Raw genomic sequence first — 24,184 nt, 5'->3', positions numbered from 1 at the left:
CTCAAGATGGCCGAATCCGCCGATAAAGGCACGAAGAAAGCGCGCGACCGAACCGGCTGGCAGGCACAAAAAAGTGCCATGACCCGGGATACCATTCTGGATGCCGCACTGGACTGCTTCATCACCATTGGCTACGCCAGCACCACCACCGCGAAGATCGCCGACAAGGCCAAGGTTTCACGAGGTGCAATGCTGCATCACTTTCCATCCAAGACCGAGCTGATTCAGGCCGCTGTAGAGTATCTGCACGGTAAGCTGCTGTATTTGTATGCCAAGTGTATCGACGAAGCCATAGATGACGAAGAAGCACATTCCCTGCCAGTGGACGAACGCAATCGCCGCGGACTGCAGGGCTACTGGAATTATCTCAGCTCAGACCTGTTCACGGCCTATCATGAGTTATGCGTGGCCGGCCGCACTGACCCGGAGCTCCAGTACATCCTTGAAGATTCGATTGCCCGCTTTGACGAGAACGTGGCCCAATCCAGCAAGCGCCTGTTTCCGGAGTGGGCCAAGCGCGGGGAGCTTTATGAACTGGCGATGGATATCAGTCAGTTTCTAATGCAGGGCATGGCCGTGTCGCAGATCGTCAGCCAGAAGGACGCCAGGGTGAGCCGCATGATCGACTACCTCAGTGATCGCCTGGAAGAGATTTTTCATGCCGGAGACCAGGACGCGGCGATTCATCGTCACTCGTCACGCAAGTAGCACTCAGGTAGGCAGGTAGGCAGGTAGGCAGACAGCAATATTCAATAGCGGTTCTATCCAAAAACAATACAGGGACCCCAAACGATGAATGCACCGACGCAAGCAACCGACACTGTGGCTGACACTACGTCGATAGAAGCACTGCGAGAAAGGTACCGCGTCGAGCGCGACAAGCGGCTGCGTGGCGACGGCAACGATCAGTACATTGAAGTTGACGGCGAATTTTCACACTACATTGATGACCCCTATGTAAAACCCGGATTCAGCCGCGATCCCGTAAAAAGGCAGGTGGACGTAGTGTTAATCGGCGGTGGCTTCGGCGGCCTGCAGGCTGGGGCAAGGCTGCGTGAAGCTGGCGTGGAAGATATTGTTATCGTCGAAAAAGGCGGTGACTTCGGCGGCACCTGGTATTGGAACCGCTACCCCGGCGCGCAGTGCGATGTGGAATCCTATGTTTACTTGCCACTGCTGGAAGAGCTCAACTACGTCCCCACCCAGAAATATGCGCAGGCGCCAGAGATACTTGCCCACTCGCGCGCGATTGCAAAACATTATCGACTGTATGATGACGCGTTGTTACAAACCGAAGTCACCAAAATGCAGTGGGACGAAAGTACCTGCCGCTGGCAGGTCACCACAGATCGGGGCGATGTGCTAGCCGCGCGCTTTATTGCCATGGCCAACGGCCCGCTAAATCGACCAAAATTACCCGGTATCCCCGGTATAGAAAGTTTTCGCGGACACAGTTTTCACACCAGCCGCTGGGACTATGACTACACGGGCGGCGATGCCGACGGCGGTCTCGATAAGTTACGCGACAAGCGTGTCGCCATCATCGGCACTGGCGCCACTGCAGTGCAGTGTGTGCCCCATCTGGCAGCAACAGCGCAGCAGCTGTTCGTATTCCAGCGCACACCTTCAGGCATAGACGTGCGCGACAACTGCGCCACGGACCCGCAGTGGGCCGCTGGGCTGGAACCCGGCTGGCAACGCGCCCGCATGGAAAACTTTAACGCGCTGGTATCCGGCGTGCCGCAAGCAGAAGATATGGTGAATGACGGCTGGACCGATATTGTTGGCAAAACCCTGCGCATGCTTCACGAAGGCGCAAACGATGCCAGCGGCCGCAGTCTGGCAGAGACCCTGGAACTGGCAAACGCCGAGAAAATGAATGAGATTCGGGCCCGCTGTAATCAGCTGATCGCCGATCCGGAGACGGCGGATAAGCTCAAGCCCTGGTACGCCATGTTCTGCAAACGCCCCTGCTTTCACGATGAGTACCTACAGAGCTTTAACAACGCCAACGTCACCTTGATCGACACCGACGGCGAAGGCGTCACCCGCATCAATGAACACAGCATTGTTGCCGCAGGCCAGGAATATGAAGTGGACTGCATCATTTATGCCACCGGATTTGAGGTGGGTACCAGCTATGAGCGCCGCGCCGGTTACGAAATGATAGGCAGCGCGGGACGCTCGCTGACCGACAAGTGGAGCGAGGGTATAAACTCGCTGCATGGTATGGCCGTGAACGAGTTTCCCAACTGCTTTATCATGAGCCAGATGCAAGGCGGGTTTACCGTCAACTACCCGCATATGTTGGACGAACTGGCAGTGCACATCGCCCATATCGTCAGCCACGCACAGCAGCACGGTATTGAACGGGTGGAAGCCACCACCGAAGCAGAACAGGGATGGACTCAGACCATTGTCGATAAAGGGATGAACGGCGCGGTATTGGGTGGCGAAACCTGCACCCCGGGTTACTACAACAATGAAGGTCAACCCAATCCGCTGGCGGCACAGGCGGCACCTTACGGAGAAGGGCCGATCGCATTTTTCGAGCTACTGCGCCAATGGCGTGAGGCGGGGGATTTCAGCGGTCTGAAGCTGGAATCGACGGACGCCGGCCAGCATTAGGCCGCGAGCCGCAGGCGGCTAATCAAGCGTCAATATAACGCTGCACGTGATGCTCGCTGTCACCAAACAAAGAGTTCAATAGCAGCAGACGTTTGAAGTAGTGACCGATACCGAGCTCGTCGGTCATACCGATGCCCCCGTGTAATTGCACCGCCTGTTGCGATACGAAACGCCCAGCATCACCCACCTTAACCTTGAGCGCAGAGGCCGCTTGCAGCTTGTCGGCACGGTTTTCGTCGCGCGCAATGCAGGCGTAATAGAGCAGCGAACGCAGTGATTCGCAGTCGAGGTACATATCTGCCATGCGATGCTGTAAGGCCTGAAAATTGCTGATTGGCTGACCGAACTGCTCGCGAGTCTTGGTGTACTCCACAGTCTGAGCCAATAGAACATCCATTGCGCCCAGTGCCTCCGCACCCACCGCCAGGATAGCCTGAGCAATACCATCTTCTACCAGTGGATAAGCCGCGCCAGGTGCGCCAATCATGGCTTGAGCCGAAACCTCAACCCCGTTGAATTCAATATCCGCGCCCAGAGTGCCATCGACCAGAGGATAAGAAGTTCTCGTGATTCCCTCTGCATCGGCGGCTACTACGAACAGGCTGATACCACTTTGATCACGCACGTCACCGGCGGTGCGAGCGCTTACCAACAGATAATCCGCAGCATGGCCATTAAGTACCGATACTTTTTTGCCGGTCAGCGAATAGCCGGACTCTGATGCCTCGGCTTTGACCGCAATACTGGCCAGATTGTAACGGCCACGAGGTTCAGCATAAGCAAACGCCCACTGACTCTCACCTTCTATGAGGCCGGGTAACCAGGCAGCACGTTGCTCGGCATTGGCACTGGCCAGAAAACGCCCGCACAGTGCGACATTGACCAGATAAGGTTCCGCCACAAGACCGCGGCCAAACTCTTCCATAATCACCGCAACGTCCAGCGCAGACCCGCCGAAGCCACCGTCTTCTTCCGCGAAAGGCAGCGCTAACCAGCCCAACTCGGCAAATTGCTGCCAGTTCTCGGCGGCAAAACCCAACTCGGTATCGCGCAATTGACGCTTACGATCTACTGAGTAATTGTCCGCAACAAAACGGCCAACGCTGTCTTTCAGTAGCTGCTGTTCATCGCTGAGTGATAGGTCCATACCTGCCTCTGTAAAACCCAGTTTGGGTGTCCGAAAAGTAGTCGCAAACGGTAGCAAAAGCGACCCAAAATAACAATCAGTTCATCCGGTTTTTAATCAAGCCAGACTGTATCTCACCCGGCGCTGGTCCCGCATTTTGGCCGCTACCAGCGCCGCGCCGCCCATGCGGGCCGTGCGCATATCGCCAAAGGGTGAACCCAGGCCACTGTTAACAATCAGTGCCACCGACAAGCCATGCTCAGGGTCGGCCCAGCCCCCGGAACCGCCAAAGCCGAAATGGCCGAAGGCATTGCGGGGAATTCCGCGGGTCGTGACAACTCCGTGATAGCCAAGTCGCCAGCGCATGTCAAAAGGAATCACCGAATGCTTCGCCGTCCCCTGCTGCAAAGTGGTCGCCAACCCAATAGTTTCTGCCGACAACAGACGCTTACCATCGAGCTCCCCGTCATTGGCCAACAGAGCATAGAGTTTTGCCAATGAACGGGCTGTGAACAAGCCATTGGCAGCGGGTATCGCTGCACTCAGCGTTGCCACCGAACCAAAGTCAAAATCGCTGATCCCGCGCGGTGCGAGCGCGTCAAAAATACTGGCAAGATCTGAGTCCCGGCCCAGCGCACGCATTAGCTTGCTGAAATTACTGACCTGAACTTCCAACTTACTGCCAAAGGAAGTCTGGCTCAGGCGCCGGGTACCCTGCGGAATCATCAGCTGCGCGGCGCGTTTGATTTCCCGGCTGGGAGCGCCGATATACAAACCATCCAGACCCAGCGGACGCGCGATCTCCTGTTGCACCAGGGCAGAGAATTTTTTGCCTGAGACTCGCTGAATAATTTCGCCCACCAGAAAGCCAAAGGTCAGACCGTGATATCCAGTGCGCTGTCCCGGCGCGTGTGCCGGCGCAGTCCGCTCGATAGCCCCGATCATGTGATCCCAGTCCAGCATGCGGTCAGCGCGGTCAATCATTTGCCGAATATGATAAAGCCCGGACTGGTGCGACAGCACATGTCGCACGGTTATATCGCCTTTACCGGCCTGCGCAAACTCGGGCCAATAAGTTGCCACCGGCTCGTCGTAGTCGATCAGCCCGCGATCCGCAAATATATGCAGCAGCGTGGCGGCCACACCCTTGGTCGTAGAAAAACTTGGCGACATGGTATCTCGCTGCCACAGTTCCTGCTCTTCATTGCGGTAACCGCCCCACAGGTCGACTACACATTCGCCATGATGATAGACACATACCGCTGCACCACCGGAGTCGTTTTGCAGTTGTCGCCGCAACGCTGACTCCACGGCCTTGAAGTCGGGGTGGATCATTCCATCCAGCGGAACATGGCGCGCCCGCAACGTGCGAAGTGTCATGATAGATCCTTGTGCAGCAAGCTAATGCGGGCTGCTTTGTTATCGTTATTGTGTGGCCGCTGACGCAGCATCTGTGATAGAACTTAGCACAGGAACAACTCCAAACCCAAAACCAGACACACGGATATCCTTCATGCCAGCGAGCGACAACACGCACAAAGCCACTGCACTTATCATCGGCGCCGGACCCGGCACCGGCGGCGCCATTGCTCAGACTTTTGCCACCGCAGGTTACCGGGTTTGCGTGGCCCGTCGCGACAAACAACAGCTGCAGGAGTTGGTAGCATCGATTCGAAGCCACGGCGGGGAAGCGCACGCTTATGGGCTTGATGCCTGTGATGAAGACGCCGTTATACAGTGCTTTGCAGATATTGAGCGCGACCTGGGGCCATTAGAAGTCGTGGTCTATAACGCCGCCATCGGCGCGCGGCGACCTATTACAGAACTATCGGCCGGTACCTTTCGCAGGGTGTGGGAAACCGATTGCTTTGGCGCCTTTCTGGTAGGTCGCGAAGCAGCGCGCTGCATGTTGCCGCGCGCCAACGGCAGTATCTTTTTTACCGGCGCTACCGCAGCGCTGCGTGGCGGGGCTCAGTTCGCAGCCTTTGCCGCCGCCAAACACGGCGCCCGCGCGCTGGCCCAAAGCATGGCCCGGGAACTGGGCCCACAGGGTATCCATGTCGCGCATATTATTGTCGACGGGCCGATAGACGGCGAGTTCGTGCGCACCACTTTTCCGGACATGGTGGCAGACCGCCCGGATGACGGCCTACTGGACCCGGCTGCCATCGCCAGCAGCTACCTGATGCTGCACAACCAACCGCGCAATGCCTGGACTCATGAGCTAGATCTGAGGCCGTGGGTAGAGCCTTGGTAAACCGTGCTCTGAAAATGCCGGCTAGTTAAGATCAACCGCAAACTTGCGTAGCAGCTCCATCGGTATAATATCCAGCGCCTTGATATGGGTACGCTGCATAAACACACGTGGCGCCATATCCTGCTCTTGAGCCTCCAGCCAGCGTGCCGCGCACAAGCACCAGCGGTCGCCCGCCTGCAAACCGGGGAAGCCGAATTCTGGCATCGCCGTGCTCAAGTCATTACCGCGAAACCGCGAGTACTCCAGAAACTCATCAGTGACTTCCACGCAGACCGTATGCGACCCCCCATCCTGCTCATTGGTATTGCAACAACCGTCCCGAAAAAAACCTGTCATTGGCTCCTCACTGCAGCTTTGCAACACTTCACCATAAACGTTGATTGAATCATCCATGTCCACAATCTATTACCTCTTCTGTCGTGTTCTGTTTAGTTCAGCGGCCGAGTGGCCAGATTTAGCAATCTTGCAAGCCGTAATCAGATTGCAGCATCAGCACCCACTGCTTTAGCGTATCTGCGGCGTATTCTGCAGTCTGTGTCAGATTGCCCCAGACCGGCTGGGGCCAGCAGGCATCGCTGGTACTGCGTCCTATAACGTGCAGGTGCATTTGCGGCACCACGTTGCCCAGTCCGGCAAAGTTGACCTTGGTAAATCCAAGCTGGCTCTTCAAAAATGTCGAAAGGTGCTGGCACTCGCGTATCACCTGACCCAACTCAATGGCAGATAGATCAAGTACATCTTCAAGTTCCGTGTCCGGGACCAGAATAAACCAGGGCACAGCGGCGTTGCGATGCAGCAAAACCCGACAGGAGTCAAAGCGACCCAGCAGATGACAATCGTCCGCCAATTGGGGATGTATCATTAAGTACGCACCTCGATTTTCGGTAATGGCAAAGACACGCTACCGTTTAACACTGCGGAACCTGCGTCAAAGTCAGCAAAGCTTCATTCAATCGGCTAAACTGACCACCTCTTCAGCTGGGCATTTTAGCATGGCAAACATTTCAGAGCCCTCCTCTGGACCAGGATGGCGCTCGGTCGCCGGTGTGGCGATATTCTGCAGCGCGCTGCTGGGCTTTCAGCTTGGCGTGGGCGCCAGCGAGCGCCCCGACATTGGACAAGGTGGCCTATTGGTTCAGTGTTACTACAGTCTCAGCTTGTTCGTGGTCGGCGGTGTTGACCTTGGCACTCCACAAGGCGGCCCATTTATTGGACGCCTACTACTATGGATCGCCTATTTTGGAGCACCGCTGCTGACCGCATCGGCTGTCATAGATGCCCTGATCAGGGGTTTTTCCCCGCAAAGCTGGGCACTGCGACGAGTTCAGGACCATATCATTATTGGCGGCGCCGGCGAGTTAACGCTCAGCTATCTGCGTGTATTACGCCAACACCAGCCCAAGGCGACCGTGATTGTTGCCTGTAAGCACATTGATCCCAGTATCGAGAACGAGCTCAAACACGGCTATCACGCCATCGTCGCGGTGGGGGATATTACCCACGAGTATTTTCTGGACCAGCTGCGGCCAGCGCACGCCAGAAAAATACTCTTGTTGGGTAACGATAGCCTGCGCAATTATGAAGCCGCCAGTATTATCCTCAATCGAGTTGAAGACAGTGCTGGCAAACTGGTCATTCACTGCGAAAACCTGCGCTTCATGCGCGCCATGGCAAGCACGCGCGTGGCGCGACAGTGCCAGACCTTCAATACCTATCATCTGGCCGCTTCGGGACTAGTGCACAACCACCTGATCGACCACTTTCACAAAACCCAGCCACGCGATACGGTAATTTTGGCCGGCTTCGGGCGCTTTGGACAAATCATTCTTGAACAACTGCAGGAGCATGCCCGCGGTGAAATGGAAACTGTGGCGATCATCGACAAAGATGCGCACCGCCGACTGATGGTAGCGGATGAACAAATGGCTTTCAGCGGCGAATACCGCCGCGAACTGTTTGAAGGCGATATTTCCCACCCGGAAATCTGGGAACAGCTGCGTTCCAAAGTTCCGCTAACCGGGGAGGATACCGTCGTAGTACTGGGTACTGGCCGCGAAGAAGAAAATTTGCGCACCGCCATTTGGCTACGCCGCCACTTTCCAAAAGCCAAACTGATCGCCCGTAGCAGCCGCGAGTCTCGCTTTGCCGCCGAAGTAGGTGCGGAGCACAGTATTATCAGTATCAGCATCACCCAGCTGGTTGAGGACAATATCCCCCCTGACTGGCTGCTGGAATCGACCTGATCAGGAGCCTCGATTAGTAGCTGTCAGCGCGGCTTCAACATCTGCATGCAGTGCGATTAGTTGAGCTAGCAAGGTACGCTGCAGCCGCTCATTATTCGCCAGCGCCGCTGGCACCAGAGATCGCCAGGCAAGAATCGCACGCAGATAATCTTCGGGCTGGCTCCCCGCCTGCTCATATAGCGCAGCCAGTTCTGCCGCCAGCGGATCATCCAGCGTACCCTTGCGCGCCGCCTCTCGGCTGAACAAAACCCAGGCGGCAAGTACCAGACACAGGCGCTCTATTGAACCACCATTGCCCAGCTGCCCCGCCAGTGAAGCCATAATCCGTTGCGGCAATTTTTGCGAGCCATCCATCGCTATCTGTGCTGTGCGGTGCTGCAGGGATGGATTGGCAAAACGTTCCAGTAATTGCTGCTGATACTGGTTTACGTCAAAACCCGGGGGTACTTCAAGGTTGGGAGTGACCTCCAGCTGCATCAGATCACCTACTACCTGACGCAGGGCTGGCACCGCCATCGCATCGGCAACCGTGTCCCAGCCAGCCAGGCAGCCCAAATAGGCGATACAGGAATGACTGGCGTTGAGAAGCCGCAGCTTCATGGCCTCAAACGGTGCCACATCACTGACAAACTGTGCTCCCACCTGGTTCCAGGGCGGCACCGGGCCGGCAAATTTATCCTCAATCACCCACTGCCTGAACGGCTCACCCACCACTGTGGCCTCATCATGGCACTGCAAGTGCGCGGCCACCGCGGCCAGGTCCGCTGGCGTTGTCGCCGGCACAATCTTATCCACCATGGTCTCGGGAAAGCTGCAGTAATCGTCTATCCAGCGTGCCAGCTCGGGGTCGAGCTCAGCGCTGAATATCTGCATCGCCGCACTCAACAGTCGACCGTTATGACTCAGGTTATCGCAGGAAATAATGCTGAGTCCGCCGCCGCCGCGCTGGCGCCTTAAGGCCAGACCGGCGCACAGATAGCCAAACAGGCTGGCGGGGACGACCGGGCGGTTGAGATCAGCAATGATGTCCGGATGGGCGGCATCCAGCACACCCTTCCCGTCCAGACAGTAGCCCTTCTCGGTAACCGTCAAAGTCACTACTGAAACCGCCGGGTCGGCCAGCCGCTCTAACACCGCGCCGGGATCTTCCGGCGCCACCAACACTTCGCGCACAGCGCCCACCAATTGATACTGCACCTCGGCGCCCAGACGCTCCACCGAGCAGTACCAACCATCCTGCGGCTGCAACTGGTCTCGCACTGCGGCACTGCGCAGGCTAACGCCGCATATACCCCAGTCGCCACCACTGTGCTGTAAGGCCGCCTCGGTATACAGAGCCTGATGCGCGCGATGAAAGGCGCCAATACCAAAGTGCACCATGCCAACTTCAGCGCGCCGCCGGGCAGCGCCAGGCGCCAGCAATCCATTGGCAGCCAGGCGTGAGATTTCCAGATTGGAAAGTCGCTGCATTTAAAGTCGGCCAGAGACGCACGGACATTGCGTCTGCGATGCAATATCAACGCCCGTGAACAAACCATTGCGCAACGATGCAGAACGATTCTGTAGCAAGAGCCGATATAGGAACATTGACTAGGTATCCGTTTAAAGTGAAACCGGGCTTGCCTGATGCCGGAGGCACCGGCATATTAGCGCTTGACCAGGGCACGGCAGGTTCCCAAACTTGGCGAATACTGTCAAATAGCGCATTTAAAGATTACAACAAACGAGGTTTGCGGCACATGGAAGAAATACTCACGAAACTGGATCCTTTGATAGAACCGGCAATCACTTACGGTTCCAAACTCTTATTAGCGTTGGTGGTACTGGCGGTAGGCTGGTGGCTGGTAGGCCGACTCATGAGTGCCGTCGATGCCTCGATGAAGAAAACAGGCGTAGAGGTCACCCTGAGAGGCTTTATCAAGAGCCTGATCGGCGGCATCCTGAAGGTGGTTCTGGTCATCATTTTCGCCTCTATGGTTGGGGTAGAGACGGCGTCTCTCATCGCGTTACTGGGTGCAGCAGGACTCGCCATTGGACTGGCTCTGCAAGGCAGCCTGGCAAACTTTGCCGGCGGCGTGCTAATACTGTTCTTTCGTCCGTTCAAGGCCGGCGATGTTATTGACGCCCAGGGCTATGTTGGCCATGTGGAAGAAATTCAGATATTCAATACCATCATGCGCACGCTGGATAATCAACGCGTCATCATTCCCAACGGCCTGCTCTCCAATGGCTGCGTCAAGAATGTCTTCGCGGAGCCCACCCGACGTGTCGATCTGACCTTCGGTATCAGCTACGATGACGACCTGCTGAAGGCCAAAGCCGTGATCCGCACTGTGATAGCAGCCGACGATCGTATCCTTAAGGATCCAGAAGCTGACGTGTTCATTTCCGCCCACGCCGACAGCTCGGTCAATATTCTGGTCCGTCCCTGGGTTAATTCAGAGGATTACTGGGCCGTGCATTTCAGCATGATGGAGGAGGTCAAACTGGCGTTTGATCGCGAGAACATCACTATCCCTTACCCACAGCGGGACGTGCATTTTTACCAGCCCGGAGCCTGACCGGAAGTGCTCCCTGATAGCATAGCTCTGCTCGGCGAGTGCATGCTTGAATTCAGTCCGGCGGCCACCTCTGGCCGCCAGTCTGAGCAGCAGTACCACCTGGGTGTCGCCGGCGATACCTACAATACAGCCGTGGCCCTGGCCCAACTGGGATGCCAATGCCAATACCTGACCGCACTCGGGCAGGACCCGCACAGTGATTTCATCATCGAGCGCACCCGCAGTTGGGGTATCGATACCGACGTCATTCAGCGCCGGGTCCAACAAATCCCTGGGCTCTATCTGATCGACAACGATGACAGCGGCGAGCGCTATTTTAGCTATTGGCGCAGCCAGTCAGCGGCGCGCGCCTGCCTCAGCGATCCAGCCTCCCTGCAACAATTATTGAGCAGTATGGCGCCCGCGCAGTGGTTCTATCTGAGCGGTATCAGCCTCGCTCTGTGCGGACCCGAAAGCCTGTCGACGCTTGTTGCGTGGCTGCCTACTTATCGTGAACGAGGCGGCAAAGTCATCTACGACAGCAATTACCGGGCGGCGCTTTGGGAGACTCCCGCAGAGGCCGCCGCAGCCCAACAGCAGGTCATCGAGCATGTCGACATCTATCTGCCCGGCGTAGAAGATGAGCTTATTTTGCGTGGCCTTTCAGATAAGTTAGCGCTTACTTCAGAGCTGCGCTCTCTAAGCCAGATGGAAATTGTACTCAAGGATGGCGGCAATCAGATGCTGCTTTTTGAACAGGGTTCGGAGCAAAAACTGACCCCTACCAGAGTAACCACAGTGATCGATACCACCGGCGCCGGTGATGCCTTTAACGGCGGTTATCTGGCGGCCCGACTGCGCGGTCTGGACCTGGCAGCAGCGGCCAGCTTTGCCAGCGAAGTCGCCGCACAGACCATCGCCCACCGTGGCGCGGTATTGCCAGCTGAGCTTTGGCGACCATTACGCGAACGTCTGGAGAGTATACTCAGCACGGTCTCCTGATGGCTCCGATCCCAGTGCCCTAGCCACCATTACGTGGCGCAAAAGCGCGCACTGTATCCATCTCAAAACCGGGCTCACCATCGTGGCGCAAACACTGCAAAGCGACATGATCTGCCCCTGCCTGCCAGTGCTCTTCGATGCGCGCCATAATCGTGTGCTCATCACCCCAGGCGACAATGGCATCCACCAGCCGGTTGCTACCACCGTGCTCAAAATCCTCGGCCACAAAGCCCAGCGTAAGCAAATTATTACGATAGTTGGGTAGGCCAAGATAGGTGGCCATGTGCTGTCTGGCGACGCTGCGCGCAGGACCGGGCTCACGGATCGTTAATACCTTTTGCTCCGGCGCCAACAGCTTGTCGGGCCCCAGAATTTTTCGGGCCCGCGCGGTATGCTCGGGAGTCACGAAATAGGGGTGTGCACCATCGGCGGCCGCAGCCGCCAAACCCAACATGCGGTCACGCAGTGCACCCAACAAAACCGGTCCAGAGCGCTGCGGTAGTGCCGGCACATAGAGCGCCTGCTCCATCTGTTCAAGGTAACCGCGCATGGCGGTCAGTGGTCCCTGATACTCGTGCTGACGCAAGCCGCTAACCATCTCCGCGTGCGACACCCCCAGGCCCAGCACCAGTCGCCCGCCACTGAGTTCGTCAACCGCATGGCGGGCCGACTTCATCGCCATGGCATCCCGCGCATAGATATTGGCTATGCCAGTAGCCAGATAAAGGTCTTTGGTAGCGGCAGACAAATGCGCCAACATCACAAAAGGATCCCGACCCACCGCCTCCGGCACCCACAGCGCGGTGTAACCCATGGCTTCGGTCGCAGCGGCAAACTCCGTAGCCTCAGTGTAAGAACTGCTATCGAGCCAGCTCCAGATTCCCAGTTTGCCAATATTGAACGCAGCGGCCACAACTTCTCTCCCTATTAGATGCGCGTCAGACTAACAGGTTTGCCTTGACCAGTTCGGCGCGGCGACGAAATAACTCCCGCTCCGACATTTGCTCCGTGAATGCCCAACCAAGCAGGCAGGCCACTACCTCCAGGTAGAGCAACTCCGACAACGCTGGCGCGGACTTGTCGCTGCGCACGTCGCCTTGGCGCTGCCCGTTGCTAACCAAATCCGTCAGTGCAGCCGCAAGCTGCGGGTAGGCAACGCCACCGTTGCCCTGCACGAACAGTAAGCGCGTGAGTTCCACCGTAGGCCCAACCACCTTAGCCAGATGGTCAAACAGGGCGTCGATACACTCCCCGGTCGTCGCTGTCCTGCTCTGATAGTGATGCACCAATTGCACCAGACGCGGCTCCATACGGGCGGCCAGCGCAGCAACTATGACCTCTTTGCCCGGATAATAATTGAACAGACTGGCGCGGGAGATACCGGCGTCACCGGCAATAGCCTGCATCGTCGTGGCGGCAACCCCCTGCTCAAGGAACAGGCGTTGCGCAGCCTTCAGCACCGACTCTGCTATTCGCCGCTTCTTTGTTTCTCTGAGGCCCATTTTAAGACCATAGTCTATTTATGGACTATGGTCTAATATTTATCAACAGCCCAAACACTTGCACCGGCCTTCGATTCATCTAATACTTTCGAATTATTTGGAGAAACTGCCATGCCCACCATGTCCCAGGTTCGTATTCATGGCGTTGATGATGTGCGCATCGACACGGTACCGGTTCCCGTGGCGGGACCAGATGATGTCGTAATAGACGTGGCAGCCTGTGGCATTTGCGGCAGTGATCTGGGTTATATCGCCATGGGTGGCCTGACGCCACCCGGCCAACCTATGCCATTGGGGCACGAACTGGCGGGCATTGTCGCCCAATGTGGCGCCAACGTCTCACATCTCCAATTAGGCCAAAGAGTCGTTGTTAATCCTACCAGTAATGGCACAGACATTGGTAACGGCGGCCCCGAAGGCGGTTTTGCGCCACAGCTGTTGGTTACCGCGGTCGCCCAACACCCTGACACGGTGCTGCCGCTGCCCGACAGCCTCAGTTTTCAGCAGGGCGCTCTGGTAGAACCTCTGGCGGTAGCAACCCACGGCATCAATCAGGGCCAGGCAGTAGCCGGCGACAAAGTACTGGTATTCGGTGCCGGACCTATCGGCTTGTGCACCGTGATGGCGCTGCGTTACCGCGGTATCGACAATATCTTCGTGGCGGACCAGTCGGCCCAGCGTCTGGATCTGGCTCGGCAATTGGGTGCCAACGCTACCTGTCAGGTGCCACAGCAGCACCTACTTCCACTGCTGCAGGAACAGCAGGGCGGCAGCAGCCACTATGGAATGCCAGTTGCCGACACCGACCTGATCATAGAGGCAACTGGCGTGGGCGCGGTGCTGGAACAATGCATCAGTCTGGCCCGACCCGGCGCTCGCATTGTTGTAGTCGGGGTGCACAAGGCCCCCATACCCATTAACCCGCTAGACCTGCTGATGAAAGAACTGCACCTGATAGGCTCCATGGCGTATCCCCATGAATTTCCGGCGGTGATAGCAATGTTAAGCAGCGGCATCCTGGATACCAGCGTACTCATCAGTCATGAATTCGTACTCGACGAATTCGACACTGCGTTAAAAACAGCCATGGACCGCGACGCGGCGGCCAAGGTCATGATCAATATCGCGTCTCTGTAAGCTCCAAAGAATTACTGACAATCGCTGGCGGCGCCTAATCGCATTCTTCGCAGGAGCGAATACTCAGCACCACGGCAGCGCCTATCAGCATGAAAACGACCGTGGCCAGGCGTAAACCGGGATGTTCCAAGGCAAACATCACAGAGCCACCGCCGGCGAAGATCATGCTGGCAATTGCCACCAGCTTGGTGCGGCGAGTCACACAGCGCCGCTGCTCCCAGTTATCGATCAGCGGTCCAAACGTCGGGTTAGCCAGCAACCAACTATGCCAGCGCTCTGAAGAGCGTGCGAAAAACCAGGCTGCCAGCAACAGAAACGGTGTTGCCGGTAACATCGGCAATACAATCCCGACGATCGCCAGGCCCAGGAACAGAAACCCTAGTGGCTTGTAAAGGCGCGTCTTCACCTGCAAACGCCGGAGGGTGTTTCAGGCATCAGTGATTACCCACTGCTGTAAATCCTTCAAGTGGGCTTCAATCCAGCCGCTATCATGGTCACCCCAATCGACAATATGGTAATAGCCGTGTCGATGTTTAGGCCCGTCCTGCACGAACTCACAGTCAATACCGATATCAACCATCGCCTTGATCGAGTCTTGAAGGGTGCGCCTGGGCATGCCGGTGGCGGTCTCCAGACTCATCAGGTCATGCCGTTCGTTGGCGATCATATGCGCCAATAACAGCTTGCGACAATAGGCACGACGCTGCTTGGAAATCTGCTCACTCATAGGTCAGCGACCCCTGCCCCAGCAACCATCGCACCAGCATGCAGAGGAGGGCGCTGTTGGGCCCAGGGCTGGGCCTGCTCCAACTGTATTGCCAGTTGCAACAGCAGCGCATCATTACCGTAGGCCGCAGAAAACATCATGCCCATAGGCAGGCCAGCGTTGCTCCAGTGCAGAGGCAACGATATAGAGGGCTGGCCGGTCTGGTTGTAAAGTCCGGCATCGCCCATAAAACGGAATAGACGATCGGCATATTCTGCGGCAGGCGCCTGACTTATATAGCCCACTGGCACCGGCGGGCGGGACAAGGTAGGCGCCAGCACAACATCATACTGCTGGTGAAATCGCCCGAGAATGCGTCCCGCGTTCTGGTTCATCTGCACGGCGCCCACATAGTCAGCGCCGCTGACCGCCAGACCCATCTCTGCCGTAAAGCGGGTGCCGTCTTCCATTGCCAACTGCTCAAGGCTGCAACCGAGCTCTGCAGCCCGCTGCCGCACGGCCAAAGCCGTATTGGCGGAGATAATCTTAAACTGCGATGCCGCTACCGCTTCACCGTCATAGTCTGGTCGCGCCTCTTCTACCCGATGACCCAGACCTTCTAAAAGCGTCACGGTCTGCTGCAGACCCGCCAACGCCTCATCGCCATAATCGCCAATCGCCCATTTTTCCATGCTCACCGCAATTCGCAGCGGCGCCGGGGAGTGCAACGCAGCTTCAAGAAAGCTGTCCGGGGCCGCAGGCGCCGCATACGCTTCACCGATTTCAGAGCCCGCAGTGGCATCCAGCATGGCAGCGGTATCTCTGACGCTGCGGCTCACGATATGGCTACTGGACTGCCCACCCCAGCCCTCGGCCTTATCCGGCCCAAAAGGAATACGGCCACGGCTGGGCTTGAGGCCTACCAGCCCACAGCAGGAAGCCGGAATCCGAATCGAGCCGCCACCATCTGAGGCATGTGCCATGGGCACAATACCGGCGGCAACCGCTGCACCCGCGCCGCCACTGGAACCGCCAGGCGTGTGATCAGTGTTCCAGGGGTTGCGGCTGGGGCCATATTCAACCGGCTCTGTTACTGGCATCAACCCCAGTTCAGGTGAATTAGTCTTGCCGAAGCACACCAGCCCGGCGCTGCGATAGCGTTGCACCAGCGTACTGTCGTGATCGGCAACCGTACCGCGCCACATGGCACTGCCATTGGTGGTAGGCGTGCCTGTCATATGCAGATGCAAGTCCTTAAGCAGAAACGGCACACCGGCAAACGCCCCGGGCGACAGACCCTGCGAGATTTCAGTGCGAGCCAGGTCGTAACATTTATAGGTCACCGCATTGAGTTGACCATTAACCCGTTCGGTGCGGCTTATAGCCTCCTCAAGTAATTCCAGTGCGGACACCTGACCCTCGCGCACGAGCTGTGCCAGCCCCAAACCATCGAATTCATCGTACTGCGAAAATCCCGTCATGCTGCTCCCGAGTCTCTTCTCGTCTGTATGTTACAGCCCTGCCTGTGATAGATTTATTGTCGGGTATCCACACCGAGAAGCAAGCACAAAAAGCATGGACTATCAGAGCGCACGCACTTATCTGCTGAGCAAGCCCGAGGCCTTTGAGGACTTTCCCTTTGGCCCCGACACCGCGGTGATGAAAATAAAGCAACGTATGTTCGCCACCCTTGGCTATCAGGGCGAGCACGTCGCCATCAACCTGAAATGCGACCCCACCGAGGCGGTTATGCTGCGCGATGTCTTTACTGCGGTGATTCCTGGCTATCATATGAACAAGAAACACTGGAACACGGTGTTCCTTGACGGGTCTGTACCGAGGCCGGAGCTAGAGCGTATGATAGACAGATCTTATGGCCTGGTTGTCAAAGGCCTGAAGAAAATTGAACGAGAAGCCCTGTTGCTAAGCTATGGTGAAGCCGCCATTTATCGCTAGCCAGATCAGGGCCGGGAACAACAAATGAAGATCAAGGACTATCTGGATAAGGACGAGATCCGCTTTTTCACCAGTCGCAGTAACCTGCTGGCCTGGCGCACCGTGGCGGTTACCTGGGCCACGATATTTGCCATCTTTGCCGTAGTCGACATCTGGACCAACCCTATCACCATCGTGCTGGCAGTTATTCTACTGGCAGGGCGCCAACTGGGCCTCGCCGTTATTGTCCACGAATGCGGCCATCACACCCTATTTGCCAATGAGTCGCTGAACCGGTTAGTGGGGCAGTGGTTGTGTGGTTATGTGTCGTTGCAGGATATGTACAAGTACGCCGCCGGTCACAGCTACCATCACCAACTGGCTGGCACCCGAGAAGACCCCGACCTGCCCAATTATCAAGCCTACCCGGTTACGGCTGACAGTTTTCGTCGCAAAGTGATTCGCGACCTGAGCGGACAGACCGGCTCCAAGTTGCTGATGTTTGTATTACGTCGCGCCACCGAGATTTTTTCCAACGACCCCGAGGTGCGCCGCAAAGCGCTGCCGTTTGCGCATCAGGTATTGATCGGCGGAATATTCGCTACCTTACTCGGGGTGTTATTCCAGCCCTGGTTTTACCTGCTGTGGCTGGCTGCCTTTCTCAGCCCCTATATGCTCATAGTACGCATCCGCCAGGTTGCTGAGCACGCCGCGGTGCCCGATCTGTTTGACGCCGATCCGCGTCTGAATACGCGCACCACCATTCCGACCTGGTGGGAGCGTGCCTGTTTTGCACCCAACTATGTCAATTACCATCTTGAACATCACTTCATGGCCAGCGTGCCCTGCTACCGCCTGCGTGAATTGCACCAGCTGCTCACAGCCAGAGGCGCCTACGAACATACCCACATATTTCATGGCTATCGGGAAGTCCTGCAACATACGATACAGCCAACGCCTACCAGCGCCTGAGTCATGGCATCGATTGCCAGCCCGGACCAACTGGAGCAACTCAATACGCTGCTGCAGAACAGTCAGCAAACCGTGGTATTTACGGGCGCGGGAATCAGCACCGAATCAGGCATTCCAGATTTCCGCAGCCCCGGCGGTCTCTGGAGTAAGAACCAACCCATCGATTTTGGCGACTTCATCCGTTCTGCAGACATGCGCAGGGAGTCCTGGCGTCGCAAGTTCAATATGGACCCGACGCTGCTACAAGCTCGACCCAACACAGGCCATGAGGTCATTGCCGAGTGGGTAAAGGCCGGTAAGGTCAGCAGTGTGATCACGCAGAATGTAGACGGCTTACACCAGGCTGCCGGTGTGCCTGACGAACAGGTTATAGAGCTACACGGCAATACGACCTATGCCCATTGTCTTGACTGCGGACTACGCCATGAGCTGGATACTATTCGGCAGGAATTTATGCTCGATGAATCCCTGCCGCTATGCGCAAAATGCGGCGGCATTGTGAAAACCGCGACCATTTCATTTGGGCAGTCCATGCCCGAGACACCGATGCTACGTGCCGAGTCAGAGACTCATCAATGTGATTTGTTTATCGCCATTGGCTCTTCGCTGGTAGTGTATCCAGCCGCCGGCTTTCCCATTATGGCGCAACGTAACGGTTCGACACTGGTGATTCTCAACCGGGAAGCCACCGAGCTGGACCCGCTGGCAGATTTGGTGTTGAACGCAGAAATCGGTCCAACCCTGGCACAAATTACTATTTCAACCGCGCACTAAATCAGACAGATCTGCTTATTGGTTTTACCTGCTAGCGCTAACCCATCCAGCGGTCGAAGGCAGGTACATCTTCGGGCAGATGATGGAATGACTGCTTGTCCGCAACCTGTATCGCAAAGTCCGCCTTACCAAACAGCGAGGGATCATCCAAGGTGCCAACTTTCACGATAACCATATCATTCACCGAAGCCGCACGGGTCAAAATATGAGTCCCGCAGTCACCGCAAAACTCGCGCCGTGCCGGGCCTTCAATATCATCGCGCGCGAACACCTTGGGTTGACCTTTGGTGTAACTGAAACCTGTGTCAGGAAAACCCATGATCACATTGGGCGAGCCGCCCGAAATATACTGACATTCACGGCAGTGGCACTGGGCTCTGAACCCCGGCTCACCCTCAGCTTCATAGCGTAATTGACCGCAGTAGCATCCGCCTGTCGTGGTCATAGTTGTCTCACTGAGTTGCTGTTCTTGTGTAGTGTGGGGTCACGCCCAGAGCTACTGCAATTCCACCGTACCCGGCGCTAGCTGAATCGGCTTGCGGCGATGATACCAACCAGCCCAGATAACCGCTTTTTCCATCATCGGCTCAAGGATCGGGTCAGAATAAGCTTGCTCAGTATGACCAAAGGCCGAATAAAAAACGCGGCCCAGACCAGCGCCATGAGTCCAGACCATGGGGTGATCTTCCCCCATACTGGCTTTACCGGGCTCATAAGTGGATTCATCCACGCGCACCAGAATCGTTGATCCACGGGTTCGCGGGCTATACTCAAACGCGTACCACTCCTCTTCTGTCTCCCAGGACTCTGGTAAGCCAGATGCGGCAAGATGACGCATACGATTCTCAGAATAAAGTGTGGCGCGCGGCATATGTTCTGGAAACAGCGTGTGCTGGTTGTAAGGCACCTTGATCACTTTCTCGGTGTACCACTCCCAATTAGCATGAGAACCATCACCGGCAGCGTGTAAGCCAACGTATCCACCGCCGCCTTCAAGCCAGGTGCGAAACCGAAGTCTCTGATCTGCGGACAAAGCCGCTCCAGTAGCGTTGTTCCAGATCACAACGGCAAACTTCTCGAGGTACTCGCGTTCAAAAATGGCAGCGTTTTCAGTGTAAAACACTTCCCAGCCATGCTTTTCGGCAAAACGACCAATCATGGCGTTTGCCGCTTCTATAGCCTCAGAGTGTCTAAAACCCCCGGAAGTCTTGGAATAAACCAAGACCGCGTTGCGGGTAATCGTATCCGGCAGTACTGGCGGCTCAGTATCCAGCTCAGCTTCGCCGAACATATTAGGTTGCCATAACCACAACGCCAGCGCCCCCAGTAAAACCAAACCCAGAGGCACACCCAACAGCCACAGAAGTATTTTGACAGGTCTTTTCACGGTCGATTACTAACCTTTATATTCGATAAAAACCGGAGAGGACCAGGCCCGAGGCTCCGCCGGGGCTAAACAATCCTCTTCCCTTGATGCTGCTTCACCGCTACAAAATTTTATTTTTACACATTCACCAGCGCCATTGTACTCGCATCGGTAGTTATCACCATTAATAGTTGGCTGGGCCTGAGCGATGGCCCGCACGTAGTAGACTGTCTCACGCTGAGCCGCTGCAAAATCATCATCGCTGAACTCCACCGTGCAACCGGTGCCATCGGCGGGGCAGGGGAATGTTTTCCAGCTATCCTCTATCAACGGCGCAATCGCCTCACCGGCGCTTTGCTGCGGCCGGATACGAACCACTTCGATTCGGGTAATCGGCTTGCGCTGGTCACCCGGATGATAACACTCGCCACGGCAGAGGCTGGCAACACGCTCTGCGCCTAATGCCTGCACCGAATCCGCCGGACAGCCCGGCTTTTGCACAAAGGCACCCAACGCGCGGACCCGAAACCGTGGGTTATCCGCCATCGATACTTCGCTGCCCATAGGTGCCTCGCCGTTCTCACCATTGAGCAAATCGAACCACAGCAAGATACGCTCGCCGGACGTACCGTAAACCTGTTTTTTGGCGACACCCTCCCAGATTGAATCACGGTCGCGGGCCGCTGAGTGCACAGCGATCAAACCGCCTGTGTAGTAAAACGACCCCATCCGATTGCGCCGACCAATGCCGCTCAAGAAGCTTTTATCGGCAACGGGTAAGGGCAGTACCGAAGACGCTTCAGCATCGTTGCCGCCCAGCCCAAACAGTCCCAGAGCGGGGCTGGCGCCAGATTTACCCACCTCTTTGGTATCGGTCATAATAGTGCGGTCAAATTGCTTATAGCCAGTTCCCGGCCGCGCCTTGTGCCCATCGCTAGAGGCCATAATGCCGAATCGAGCCCGCTGCGGGGCTCCTGGCTGACTGAAATCTCCCAGCGCCAACGCGTACTGCGTCGACTGCCGATTAACGTAGTACCAGGCAGGTAGAAAACTGTTGAGTAGCTGACCACAATTGCCCCAGTCCTCCAGCGATGCGCCCGCAACTACGCCACGGCTGCGGTCATCCAGTACCTCAGCGGCAAAACGTCGAGCATCGGCAGTGCGTTGCTCACATTCCGCCGCTAGCGGATCCTCGCAGCGCTGGCGTATCAGCTCACCGGCGCGTTGGCAGCAGGGAATGAAATCTGCCGTCGCCTCTGCGCACTCGTAACTGCCATCAGGGTTGGCGATACGCCGCTCAAAATCAGCGAATACTTCCGAATTGCCGTGCCCCGAAAAGGTTTCAATCAATGTCTGATAACGCGCATTGTGCTGCGGCATTTGGTTGGCAAAGTCAGCGTCGCGTGGATTGGTACGACCCCAAGCCAGACCGTGGGGAATGACTACCGCATCGTAACCAAGCTCGTCGAGCTTGCGATACAGGACGTCTGGCGTGGCCGCTACCTCGCGGCAGTCAGCCGGCAAATCAGCAGCGCTGACACCTGCAGGGCAGGTCGGCACAGTAACCGATTCCCGAACATAAGAGGCGAAATCCTGATAGCGGAAGAAGGCACTGTTGATGGACATTGCGCCCAAGGCGGGTGCTGGCATCATTTTGGCGATGGTGTGAATTTTCTGAGAGGAAATCGGTCGCAACGGCGTCACACCCGGCTCCCATTCCCTAAAAATGACGTTCTTGTGGCCATAATGGCCCTCTGCCTGATTAGCACCCTGAGACCACTCCCAACCGACAAAGGACACCATATCCGGATTTTGTGGATCACCAGACTGAGCATTACAGTCGCGAATGGCGTCAACACTGTCCTGCCAACTGCGCGGCGTCATGCCCTCGGCATGGTCATTGATACTCCAAAAATCCAACGCCGAGCAATACCGGGCAAAGTCGCAGGCATCAGCGGGCGTGACGACTTCCGAGTCCGTCATCATCGGCAGGCCAAACATAGCCGCGTCGATAGACCAGTTGGTGTGAACATGAAAATCCCCGAACAGGATTTCAGCGCTGCTTGCCGCTGCAAGCACAGGGTCGACTGTATCCGCTTGGGACATGTTTGCCGCAGCTACGTTTGGTGCGACCGGCATTAAGCGCGGGCCTGGAGTCGCCGGGGCAGATTCCCAGTGCGAGCCAAACGGGCCCAGGCCTAGCACCCACACACCCCCTGCGGTCACCGCCGTCAATGCCAACAAACCCAGCGCCAATTTCTTGATCATTCTTATTCCCCTGCTAGCGGTGAGGGCTGCTCGCCGCGCTCTCGGCCCAACCATAACGCACTGCTTTGGCCTCAAGACCGTCCGCAGCAGCTGCGTTCAGCGGACCAGTATATAGCCGCCAATCACCCCCGTTGTGGCGATAACCGATAGAAGCTCCCGTTGTCGCCGATTGTAATACCAGGGAATCGCCAATGAGGTTGAACTCAACCGCTTTGGTAACAGGCTCTTCACCCCCGGGCCAGAACCGCTCCGCCATCTCTGCCTCGCTGCTATCACTATAGTCGGTGATCGTCGCTTTATGGCGGGCTAAGGCATCACGCAGACGCTGCAGTATCTGGGCATAGGCCGGGTCTGCAGCCAGGTTCTGCAGTTCAAAAGGATCACTCTGGGTATCGAATAAGTACTCCGGCGGCCTTGGCTCAAACCATTGCCTTTGCTCAGCGTTCAGCTCACCGGCTGCCAGTGCACGCCAAAGTTCGCGCATACCATCGGCAGTATCGCGATATCCGAGGTGAAAACCTCCCGCCTGCTGATTATAGTTTTTGATGTACTTGTAACGCTTGTCACGCACCGCGCGCTGGCGGTCAGCTACTTCGTCGATGCGGTCACGCGCTGCAAAAACGTACTGCCGCGGCGCCTCTGCGCCGGGACCGGCAAACGCCCGGCCCTGAATAAACTCGGGTATCGGCACTCCGGCGAGGGACAGGATTGTAGGTGCCAAATCAACAAAACTGATCATCCGTGTTTCTACGCTGCCCGGTTCCACACCCTGGGGTCGCCACTTTTGCGGCCACCGAATGATAAACGGTACCTGCAGGCCGGAATCGTAGAGCTCGCGTTTAGCCCGGGGCAAACCGTCACCGTGGTCGGTGGTCCAGATCACAATGGTGTCATCGGCCAGTCCCGCCAGCTCCAACTGCTGCAACACCTCACCTACGTTGCTATCCATGGTGATGATATTGTTGTAATAGCGGGCAATATCCGTGCGCATTGGCAGGGTATCGGGGTAGTAAGGCGGCACCTCCACATCTTCTGGAAACACCTGATCTTCAGTATCCCAGTGGGCCATAATGTGGCTGATCTGGGCCATCAGGTGAGCCATCGAACGCGGCCACACCCAACGCGGGAATACGCCGCTCTCATGGGTGGAACCAAAATTCATGTAACCAAAAAATGGCTGCTCGGGCGGCAACTGCCATTTTGAAGAACGCTCGGCGCGGTCCCAGATGGTAAAAGGGTTAGGTCCCCAACCGGGCAATGGACCGGAAAACTGGTAGTCAAGTTTGACACTGGTAAAGGTGTAATAACCCGCGGCTCGCAACAGTTCAGGAAAGGCCTTTACCTGCGGCGGCGGCGTCGCCCTATAGGGAGCAGGCCCGCGAGTGTAGGCGCGCATGTGCTGCCCCCCCATCGACTCCTGAGCCATACCGGTAATCGTCGCCGCCCGGTTCGTTGCGCAGACACCGGACGCCGTATAGGCATTGGTGTAGCGCACCCCTTGAAGCGCCAGCTGATCCAGATTGGGGGTTATAGCCACCGGGTCGCCATAAGCGCCAATGCGCGGACTCAGGTCTTCCGCCATCAGTAAAAGTATATTAGGCCGAGCGACTTCTGCTGACGCCAGCAGAGGGGCCGCGCCCAGACTGAACAATACGGCGACTGCAGTCGCCGAGAGGCAGCGCCCAAACGCTTGTACACTGATGAATATTCTCATTGCCTGGACTCTCG

General features: G+C 56.7%; 24 protein-coding genes. 10 read left to right on the top strand and 14 right to left on the bottom strand.

The features are described 5' to 3' along the window. The first annotated feature begins 6 nt into the window (after positions 1-6). Entirely contained in the window at positions 7-708 is a 702-nt protein-coding gene (locus EYC98_RS04520; protein ID WP_279244111.1) for a TetR/AcrR family transcriptional regulator, read from the top strand. A gap of 84 nt (positions 709-792) precedes the next feature. Beyond that, positions 793-2,628, top strand: a complete 1,836-nt coding sequence (locus EYC98_RS04515) for a flavin-containing monooxygenase (protein ID WP_279244110.1) — start codon at positions 793-795, stop codon at positions 2,626-2,628. 22 nt (positions 2,629-2,650) lie between these two features. Here the strand turns inward: EYC98_RS04515 and EYC98_RS04510 are convergent, their stop codons facing one another. Continuing rightward, positions 2,651-3,775 carry an acyl-CoA dehydrogenase family protein gene (locus EYC98_RS04510; RefSeq protein ID WP_279244109.1) on the bottom strand — a complete coding sequence of 375 codons (1,125 nt, stop codon included), beginning with the start codon at positions 3,773-3,775 and terminating at the stop codon, positions 2,651-2,653. A 96-nt stretch (positions 3,776-3,871) separates the two neighbouring features. Further along, positions 3,872-5,134, bottom strand: coding sequence for a serine hydrolase domain-containing protein (locus EYC98_RS04505; protein ID WP_279244108.1), 1,263 nt, complete (start codon positions 5,132-5,134; stop codon positions 3,872-3,874). A 133-nt stretch (positions 5,135-5,267) separates the two neighbouring features. Between EYC98_RS04505 and EYC98_RS04500 the strand changes: the two genes are divergently transcribed. Further along, on the top strand, positions 5,268-6,011 hold the full coding sequence (locus tag EYC98_RS04500) for an SDR family NAD(P)-dependent oxidoreductase (RefSeq protein ID WP_279244107.1): 744 nt from the start codon (positions 5,268-5,270) through the stop codon (positions 6,009-6,011). A 21-nt stretch (positions 6,012-6,032) separates the two neighbouring features. On the opposite strand, the gene EYC98_RS04495 is transcribed toward EYC98_RS04500, so the two are convergent. Both EYC98_RS04495 and EYC98_RS04490 read right to left on the bottom strand, forming a co-directional pair. After that, positions 6,033-6,404: a DUF2237 family protein gene (locus tag EYC98_RS04495; RefSeq protein ID WP_320415538.1), complete on the bottom strand. Its 372-nt coding sequence runs from the start codon at positions 6,402-6,404 to the stop codon at positions 6,033-6,035. A gap of 61 nt (positions 6,405-6,465) precedes the next feature. Next, entirely contained in the window at positions 6,466-6,873 is a 408-nt protein-coding gene (locus EYC98_RS04490) for an HIT domain-containing protein (RefSeq protein ID WP_279244105.1), read from the bottom strand. Between the two features lie 130 nt (positions 6,874-7,003). Here EYC98_RS04490 and EYC98_RS04485 point away from each other — a divergent pair, with 130 nt between their 5' ends. After that, complete coding sequence (locus EYC98_RS04485; protein ID WP_279244104.1) at positions 7,004-8,254, top strand: NAD-binding protein; 1,251 nt, start codon at positions 7,004-7,006, stop codon at positions 8,252-8,254. Here EYC98_RS04485 and EYC98_RS04480 read toward each other — a convergent pair whose 3' ends face one another. Then, positions 8,255-9,724 (bottom strand): mannitol dehydrogenase family protein, encoded by a 1,470-nt coding sequence (locus tag EYC98_RS04480; protein WP_279244103.1) that lies wholly within the window; start codon positions 9,722-9,724, stop codon positions 8,255-8,257. Positions 9,725-9,993: 269 nt separating this feature from the next. Here EYC98_RS04480 and EYC98_RS04475 point away from each other — a divergent pair, with 269 nt between their 5' ends. Further along, on the top strand, positions 9,994-10,815 hold the full coding sequence (locus EYC98_RS04475) for a mechanosensitive ion channel family protein (protein WP_279244102.1): 822 nt from the start codon (positions 9,994-9,996) through the stop codon (positions 10,813-10,815). A gap of 6 nt (positions 10,816-10,821) precedes the next feature. Beyond that, positions 10,822-11,796 carry a sugar kinase gene (locus tag EYC98_RS04470; RefSeq protein WP_279244101.1) on the top strand — a complete coding sequence of 325 codons (975 nt, stop codon included), beginning with the start codon at positions 10,822-10,824 and terminating at the stop codon, positions 11,794-11,796. A 19-nt stretch (positions 11,797-11,815) separates the two neighbouring features. On the opposite strand, the gene EYC98_RS04465 is transcribed toward EYC98_RS04470, so the two are convergent. Together EYC98_RS04465 and EYC98_RS04460 are read right to left on the bottom strand one after the other, a co-directional pair. Then, positions 11,816-12,709: a TIGR03620 family F420-dependent LLM class oxidoreductase gene (locus EYC98_RS04465; protein ID WP_279244100.1), complete on the bottom strand. Its 894-nt coding sequence runs from the start codon at positions 12,707-12,709 to the stop codon at positions 11,816-11,818. A 25-nt stretch (positions 12,710-12,734) separates the two neighbouring features. Continuing rightward, positions 12,735-13,298: a TetR/AcrR family transcriptional regulator gene (locus EYC98_RS04460; RefSeq protein ID WP_279244099.1), complete on the bottom strand. Its 564-nt coding sequence runs from the start codon at positions 13,296-13,298 to the stop codon at positions 12,735-12,737. A gap of 111 nt (positions 13,299-13,409) precedes the next feature. Between EYC98_RS04460 and EYC98_RS04455 the strand changes: the two genes are divergently transcribed. After that, a complete protein-coding gene (locus EYC98_RS04455; RefSeq protein ID WP_279244098.1) occupies positions 13,410-14,435 on the top strand; it encodes a zinc-dependent alcohol dehydrogenase in 1,026 nt (341 codons plus the stop codon). A 34-nt stretch (positions 14,436-14,469) separates the two neighbouring features. On the opposite strand, the gene EYC98_RS04450 is transcribed toward EYC98_RS04455, so the two are convergent. The 3 genes from EYC98_RS04450 to EYC98_RS04440 are packed head-to-tail and all read right to left on the bottom strand — an operon-like array spanning position 14,470 to position 16,622. Then, entirely contained in the window at positions 14,470-14,841 is a 372-nt protein-coding gene (locus EYC98_RS04450; RefSeq protein WP_279244097.1) for a YbaN family protein, read from the bottom strand. Positions 14,842-14,862: 21 nt separating this feature from the next. Next, positions 14,863-15,162 carry a helix-turn-helix domain-containing protein gene (locus tag EYC98_RS04445; protein WP_279244096.1) on the bottom strand — a complete coding sequence of 100 codons (300 nt, stop codon included), beginning with the start codon at positions 15,160-15,162 and terminating at the stop codon, positions 14,863-14,865. Beyond that, complete coding sequence (locus EYC98_RS04440; protein WP_279244095.1) at positions 15,159-16,622, bottom strand: amidase; 1,464 nt, start codon at positions 16,620-16,622, stop codon at positions 15,159-15,161. The genes EYC98_RS04445 and EYC98_RS04440 overlap by 4 nt, the downstream gene beginning before the upstream one ends. 94 nt (positions 16,623-16,716) lie before the next feature. On the opposite strand from EYC98_RS04440, the gene EYC98_RS04435 reads away from it, so the two are divergent. From EYC98_RS04435 to EYC98_RS04425, 3 genes are read left to right on the top strand one after another with little or no spacing between them, the layout of a single operon-like run. After that, on the top strand, positions 16,717-17,097 hold the full coding sequence (locus tag EYC98_RS04435; protein ID WP_279244094.1) for an MmcQ/YjbR family DNA-binding protein: 381 nt from the start codon (positions 16,717-16,719) through the stop codon (positions 17,095-17,097). A 24-nt stretch (positions 17,098-17,121) separates the two neighbouring features. Beyond that, complete coding sequence (locus EYC98_RS04430) at positions 17,122-18,048, top strand: fatty acid desaturase family protein (RefSeq protein ID WP_279244093.1); 927 nt, start codon at positions 17,122-17,124, stop codon at positions 18,046-18,048. A gap of 3 nt (positions 18,049-18,051) precedes the next feature. Next, entirely contained in the window at positions 18,052-18,822 is a 771-nt protein-coding gene (locus EYC98_RS04425) for an SIR2 family NAD-dependent protein deacylase (protein ID WP_279244092.1), read from the top strand. A gap of 37 nt (positions 18,823-18,859) precedes the next feature. On the opposite strand, the gene EYC98_RS04420 is transcribed toward EYC98_RS04425, so the two are convergent. From EYC98_RS04420 to EYC98_RS04405, 4 genes are read right to left on the bottom strand one after another with little or no spacing between them, the layout of a single operon-like run. Continuing rightward, a complete protein-coding gene (locus EYC98_RS04420) occupies positions 18,860-19,267 on the bottom strand; it encodes a GFA family protein (protein ID WP_279244091.1) in 408 nt (135 codons plus the stop codon). A gap of 51 nt (positions 19,268-19,318) precedes the next feature. Further along, on the bottom strand, positions 19,319-20,209 hold the full coding sequence (locus EYC98_RS04415; RefSeq protein WP_279244090.1) for a ThuA domain-containing protein: 891 nt from the start codon (positions 20,207-20,209) through the stop codon (positions 19,319-19,321). Positions 20,210-20,218: 9 nt separating this feature from the next. Next, positions 20,219-22,456: a DUF3604 domain-containing protein gene (locus EYC98_RS04410; protein WP_279244089.1), complete on the bottom strand. Its 2,238-nt coding sequence runs from the start codon at positions 22,454-22,456 to the stop codon at positions 20,219-20,221. Positions 22,457-22,469: 13 nt separating this feature from the next. Continuing rightward, entirely contained in the window at positions 22,470-24,170 is a 1,701-nt protein-coding gene (locus EYC98_RS04405; protein WP_279244088.1) for a sulfatase family protein, read from the bottom strand. Positions 24,171-24,184: the final 14 nt, after the last annotated feature.

Origin of the sequence: Candidatus Litorirhabdus singularis (genome assembly GCF_026262625.1) — a bacterium.
Classification (GTDB): Bacteria; Pseudomonadota; Gammaproteobacteria; order Pseudomonadales; family Halieaceae; genus Litorirhabdus; species Litorirhabdus singularis.
The sequence above is the reverse complement of the archived record's forward strand: the minus strand, read 5'-3'. Positions and strand labels throughout refer to the sequence as shown.

Coding starts and splice junctions, on each gene's coding strand:
- EYC98_RS04430 (WP_279244093.1), top strand. CDS start 17,122: ATGAAGATCAAGGACTATCTGGATAAGGACGAGATCCGCTTTTTCACC.
- EYC98_RS04505 (WP_279244108.1), bottom strand. CDS start 5,134: ATGACACTTCGCACGTTGCGGGCGCGCCATGTTCCGCTGGATGGAATG.
- EYC98_RS04420 (WP_279244091.1), bottom strand. CDS start 19,267: ATGACCACGACAGGCGGATGCTACTGCGGTCAATTACGCTATGAAGCT.
- EYC98_RS04475 (WP_279244102.1), top strand. CDS start 9,994: ATGGAAGAAATACTCACGAAACTGGATCCTTTGATAGAACCGGCAATC.
- EYC98_RS04405 (WP_279244088.1), bottom strand. CDS start 24,170: ATGAGAATATTCATCAGTGTACAAGCGTTTGGGCGCTGCCTCTCGGCG.
- EYC98_RS04480 (WP_279244103.1), bottom strand. CDS start 9,724: ATGCAGCGACTTTCCAATCTGGAAATCTCACGCCTGGCTGCCAATGGA.
- EYC98_RS04445 (WP_279244096.1), bottom strand. CDS start 15,162: ATGAGTGAGCAGATTTCCAAGCAGCGTCGTGCCTATTGTCGCAAGCTG.
- EYC98_RS04410 (WP_279244089.1), bottom strand. CDS start 22,456: ATGATCAAGAAATTGGCGCTGGGTTTGTTGGCATTGACGGCGGTGACC.
- EYC98_RS04485 (WP_279244104.1), top strand. CDS start 7,004: ATGGCAAACATTTCAGAGCCCTCCTCTGGACCAGGATGGCGCTCGGTC.
- EYC98_RS04510 (WP_279244109.1), bottom strand. CDS start 3,775: ATGGACCTATCACTCAGCGATGAACAGCAGCTACTGAAAGACAGCGTT.
- EYC98_RS04490 (WP_279244105.1), bottom strand. CDS start 6,873: ATGATACATCCCCAATTGGCGGACGATTGTCATCTGCTGGGTCGCTTT.
- EYC98_RS04520 (WP_279244111.1), top strand. CDS start 7: ATGGCCGAATCCGCCGATAAAGGCACGAAGAAAGCGCGCGACCGAACC.
- EYC98_RS04500 (WP_279244107.1), top strand. CDS start 5,268: ATGCCAGCGAGCGACAACACGCACAAAGCCACTGCACTTATCATCGGC.
- EYC98_RS04460 (WP_279244099.1), bottom strand. CDS start 13,298: ATGGGCCTCAGAGAAACAAAGAAGCGGCGAATAGCAGAGTCGGTGCTG.
- EYC98_RS04515 (WP_279244110.1), top strand. CDS start 793: ATGAATGCACCGACGCAAGCAACCGACACTGTGGCTGACACTACGTCG.
- EYC98_RS04455 (WP_279244098.1), top strand. CDS start 13,410: ATGCCCACCATGTCCCAGGTTCGTATTCATGGCGTTGATGATGTGCGC.
- EYC98_RS04435 (WP_279244094.1), top strand. CDS start 16,717: ATGGACTATCAGAGCGCACGCACTTATCTGCTGAGCAAGCCCGAGGCC.
- EYC98_RS04425 (WP_279244092.1), top strand. CDS start 18,052: ATGGCATCGATTGCCAGCCCGGACCAACTGGAGCAACTCAATACGCTG.
- EYC98_RS04440 (WP_279244095.1), bottom strand. CDS start 16,622: ATGACGGGATTTTCGCAGTACGATGAATTCGATGGTTTGGGGCTGGCA.
- EYC98_RS04495 (WP_320415538.1), bottom strand. CDS start 6,404: ATGGATGATTCAATCAACGTTTATGGTGAAGTGTTGCAAAGCTGCAGT.